This is a genomic window from bacterium (assembly GCA_029210545.1).
Taxonomy (GTDB): domain Bacteria; phylum BMS3Abin14; class BMS3Abin14; order BMS3Abin14; family BMS3Abin14; genus JARGFV01.
In genome coordinates this window covers 1-4,565 of the sequence record JARGFV010000164.1, presented here as the reverse complement: position 1 = coordinate 4,565, position 4,565 = coordinate 1, and the positions used below count along the sequence as shown (strand labels likewise).

General features: G+C 58.6%; 6 protein-coding genes. All 6 read right to left on the bottom strand.

Features of this window, described 5'->3' with window-relative positions; translation table 11 throughout:
* The coding region (locus P1S46_11770) for a hypothetical protein (GenBank protein MDF1537147.1) at window positions 1-548 on the bottom strand (548 nt) is incomplete at its 3' end.
* A 182-nt stretch (window positions 549-730) separates the two neighbouring features.
* Window positions 731-2,449 carry a hypothetical protein gene (locus P1S46_11765; protein MDF1537146.1) on the bottom strand — a complete coding sequence of 573 codons (1,719 nt, stop codon included), beginning with the start codon at window positions 2,447-2,449 and terminating at the stop codon, window positions 731-733.
* A complete protein-coding gene (locus P1S46_11760) occupies window positions 2,433-2,717 on the bottom strand; it encodes a hypothetical protein (protein ID MDF1537145.1) in 285 nt (94 codons plus the stop codon). Before P1S46_11760 ends, P1S46_11765 begins: the two co-directional genes overlap by 17 nt.
* Before the next feature lie 20 nt (window positions 2,718-2,737).
* On the bottom strand, window positions 2,738-3,073 hold the full coding sequence (locus P1S46_11755; GenBank protein MDF1537144.1) for a hypothetical protein: 336 nt from the start codon (window positions 3,071-3,073) through the stop codon (window positions 2,738-2,740).
* 9 nt (window positions 3,074-3,082) lie between these two features.
* Window positions 3,083-4,144, bottom strand: a complete 1,062-nt coding sequence (locus P1S46_11750; GenBank protein ID MDF1537143.1) for a phage tail tube protein — start codon at window positions 4,142-4,144, stop codon at window positions 3,083-3,085.
* Window positions 4,145-4,147: 3 nt separating this feature from the next.
* Window positions 4,148-4,324 carry a hypothetical protein gene (locus P1S46_11745; GenBank protein ID MDF1537142.1) on the bottom strand — a complete coding sequence of 59 codons (177 nt, stop codon included), beginning with the start codon at window positions 4,322-4,324 and terminating at the stop codon, window positions 4,148-4,150.
* Between the last annotated feature and the right edge of the window lie 241 nt (window positions 4,325-4,565).

Below are 4,565 nucleotides of genomic sequence, written 5' to 3'. Positions count from 1 at the left end.
AACTCCCGTTCCACCGAGTAAAGGTCGCTCGGTGGAGTTTTAGCAGTGAAATAATCACTTCCATTAATTCTAATACCAACGGTAGCACCACCATAGGCCGTAGTTGCGTTTACGTATCCCTTGACAACCACTGAATAAATCGAGGCTGTATCTGGTATCATCCCCTTAAGCGTGGCGATATCAACACCGAAATGATCGGAAACGGAAAATGGAGCCGTCCCGGAAAAAGACAGATAATCTGACGTATCGTTCCAGTCGTCTACCTGGGCGTAATGTGGCGTTCCTGTCGTATCGAGTGCCGTGGAAATATCACTGTTTGGATACGAGGTTGCCCCATCGTGATATCCGGAGTCGGTCGATAACATCACATCACCCGCCGCCGGGGGGGTACTTGTATAATCCACGTTAGACGCTAAAATATTCGCCCCCCAGTCGGCCTCCGTGGTTGCCTCGTCCGACACTCCAGCACTCTGGATCTCAAGCAGGCCGAAGCTCTTCCTGTCGACGTTCTCGAGTTCCCGGACGAATTGGGGCGGCAACTTCAGCATGCGGGCCTCCAGGATAGACTGGTCCACCAGGGTGGTGTGCCGGCTCGGCTCTGCATATGACCAGGTGATCTCCTGGTCAGGTTGAACTCCAGGTTCTCCACCTGGCGGCAGTGTGTAGTAGTCAGAGTCACCACCACCGCACCCCGCGAGTAACACTGCTGCTATGATCCATCGTTTCCACATCAGTTTCTCTCATAGGCTATTGTGATGTTTCCGACGTTCCCGCCGTTGGCCTCGATGATCTTGCCGAGACTGTTCTCCATGATGGCCGCCATGTCCTCGCTCGTGTAGGCGCTGCCGGCCGGCAGCTGTAACGAGATGTTCGTCGGAGTCTGTGTGGCCTGTGCCGGCACCGTCTGTGACGCTCCTCCGTACGAGTAGGAGCTCGTGCCGCCACCCGTTCGGATCCCCTGACCCTTGATTGCTTTGACAGCGGCGAAACCTTGCGCGGCAGTCAAAGCCGCTGCGGCGATGTTCAGTGGATATGGAACACTCGCGAGCGCCTTTGTGATGCCTTGGTATGTGTTAATAATCGCTTCCCCTATGGCGAAGGCTTTAACCCGAGGAAAAAGAGTGGCGAGCGCCTCGAATCCTTGTCTGCCCGCTTCGATCCTCATGGCCTGCTGCTCGCGGGAGATCCGCGTTTTGGTCTCCTCGAAATACTGCCACTGCTCCATGGAAATGGACTGGCTATCGGTATCGAGATCTGCCAACTCAGCGGCGTGGGCGGTCTTCCTGGCGAGTTCCTCCTGGCGGTAGCTTTCCTCCAGGTTGCGGCGGGCCTCCAGAGCCATGGCTGACAGGCCGAGGTTCTGGGCGTCGATATCGGCGTCAGCCCATGGGTCCTCCTTCGGCTTCCAGGCTTTACCTGGTTGTCCATCTCCAGCGTCCCCTCCGGCGGGGGCTGGTTCCTCCACTCCACCTGAAATCAGGCCCTTTTCGACTTTGTTGATGAATGCGCGTTTCTGGGTGATCTTCGACAGGATCTGATTCTTTTCTTCCTCGGACAGCCCTTGACGGTAAGTCGTCATGGTGATGTCATCAATCTCGATCGTACCGTTTTTAAGTGTGTCCTCCAGGTCGGCGAGTTCCGCCTCGACTTTAGCGAGCAGTGACGTGTCAGATACTCGGGTTATCGCGTCCACGGCCGCTGTGGCCCAATCGTTCCACTTCTTCACAGCCGTAGTTAGAGGCCCGCTGTTCATTCCACCTATCTTCTCGGTGAGATCCCCAAAAGTGTTTCCCAACTGCTGGATACTCCCGGAAAATGTCGTGACATCAGATTGTGCGGTCCCCCCGAATTTCCGCTCAACCTGTTCGAGCACGGCGGCGAATTTTTCGGTCTGAGGGATGTTCCTGTCAATCTGGATCCCGTAGCGGCTGAGAGCGGACGTGTTGCCGCCGGCGGCCTTGGCCATCAAGGCCGCGGCCGACTGCAGGTCCAGGCCCATGGCGCTGGCAAAATCCAGGGTGAGGCGGGTCGCACGGTCGAGGGTTTCCCCTCCCAGCTCCCCGAGCTGGATGAGTAGCTGCTGGACAGGGATGATGGCTTCGTCGCCGTAGATAGAGGCTCTCTGGAGCGCTGAGGCGTAGTCAAAGAGGTGTTTGCTGACAGCCTGGACCTCAAGGCCCTTGGATCTCAGGACAGCCTGCAGGCGCTTCTCAACCCGCTCCTGCTCGGCGTATGCCTGCATGATCTTGCCGAGGCCGGCCACGAGGGCCGTGGCGGCCGCTGTGGCGGCGAACCAGGACGCCCTGAGATCACGGGCACCAGCACCAGCCCTCTTCCCGGATGACTCGATATCCTTCAGGCCGAGCTTGACCTTCTCCAGAACGTTTCCGCTCTTGTCATCGGCACCGATGACGATGATGACGTTTTTGCCTCTACTCAGTGTCGCCATGATTTTCTCTCATCCGTTCAGCTGCGACCTTCTCCCTTTCCAGTTTTAGGGCCCCGAGAATCGACCACTCCTCATCCGTCAGCTCCCACCGGCCTACCGGGGCCCCGGCATCCAGCAGGCCCAGATACCGGACCATCTTGTCGAGGAGAGGGTTCTGCACCACCTGCCCCCATGGGCATTCCGGGCAGATCTCCAGGATGGCGTAGTCTCTCGGGTTCTCCTCGTAAGCGTCACATTCGTCACAGTCCGGGACCTCCGACCGCTCCATGAGCAGACGGAAGTCCTCTATCAGTTTTTTTTGATGACCGTGAAGTCATTCTCTTCAAAAAGCTGCTGAACGACACGGGCCTTGATCTTCGGAGGGATCACGTCCTTGCGGTCAGTGGTGATCGCCACACCGTCTTCATCCTCCAGGTCGGAGATCTCGACGAGGAGCTCGTCAAAGAAATTACATCTGGCCCTCAGGGTCTGGTCGTGCATTTTCCGCCCGGTCACCACCACCTGGGAGTTGAGGTAGTTCTGCATCTCCTCGATGGACGGCTTTCTCAGTGTGAAAACAGCCGGGTCCCCGTTGATGAGGACCTCGGCCGCTTCAGTGGTCTTGTTGACGTTCAGCTTTGCCATGGGGATCTCCTATGCCAGGTACTGACTCTTGGCGTTGTATCCCTCGAACAGAAATACCTGGTTCGTCCCATCATCGAGGAACTCCACCTCGAGAGACTGGGTGAGGGCGTCCATCGGTCCGCCCTTGGGCAAGGGGACCTTTTGCAACCGGCAGCGTGGGACCACCAGCTGGAATCCGTAGTACAAGGTGGATGCCGTCGGTACCTGGGCGCCCTTGAAGTCCAACTCGAGGGCCAGGTTGTCCTGGTTGAGGAAATGGTTCATTTCCGTGGCATCGGCGAAGGTCAGGTCGACCATCAGCCCGAGCTCCCGGATCCCCTTGTCGAGGACCTGGAACACCTCGCTACCGTAACCGAAATCCCCCTCCATGTTGTTGTTCAGGCTGAACTCGAACCGCTTGATACGCGCCTTCAGGTCGGCCGGTGTCGCGGAGGAGATATCCTCTGCCCCCTGGACGAGGCTGGCCGAGATGCTGATGTCGGTGCCGCTCTCCAGCCAGGCGAGCGCCTGGGAAGCCTTCACCCAGCTCTCGGTGATCTTGCTGGCGAAGGCGGTCGCGGATGTCGCTCGGGTCCCGCTGCCTATAAGCTCCACCTCTACGGACACCGGCTGCCCGGCGTCGCAAGCCAGCTTGATGGAGTTGCACATCACGCCCTTGTAACCGTACTGGATCCCTCCCTTTTTGATCTCCGACTGGATGGACGGCATTGCCGCCTCGATGCCGGCGAGGGCCACCTTATGGGTGTAGGCTCCCGTGACGCCGTCCTGAGTGGAGGTGACGCCCCCTCCCATGGCCAGGGCCATCAGGCCGATGATGTCGTTGGGCCTGGCCTTCGGGATCCCCACCGGCGTCGAGAATCCCTTTGTGATGATTTCCTGGACGGTAGCGAACTCCGATCCCGTGATCTCCTCCCGGTCGCTCTGGACCTCATCCGGCCAGTCCTCCTCCACCGTGTAGCCCTTCATGCTGCAGGCGTTCGTGTCGTTCATCGTCACACCGGCGTCGTAGGTGAGCTCCTTGGTGTAGAGGCTCATCATCAGCTCGGTGGACTTTCCCTTGAGTCGTGCCATGGTCTAGTCCTCCTCAGCTTCGCCGGCGTCATCTGTCACCGGTCTGAAATATGGCGACCCGCCGGGCACCACCCCGATGGGGTATTCCCGGCCGGCCTCGAACTGCACGTACCCACCGCCCGGCATGGGCTTCTCGTGGGACACCGTGCAGAGCATCTTTTCCACCTTCTTCTTCGCCATCATTATCTCCTCACCACAACATCTTGTATTACCCTGGGACTTTACGAGCTCCTAAAACCACCACATGTTGTGGTCAGGACCCGTACAGGTCTGTCGTATACTGGATGAACACGACCAGCGTCCCCCTGGCGTAATCCTGCTCGGCGGCGTCCACTTTGAGACTGCTCACCCTGGGCAGTTCGACATCGTCCGCCAGGCCGCCGAATGTCGTGTCCACCGCCAGGGCCGTCACTACATCCTT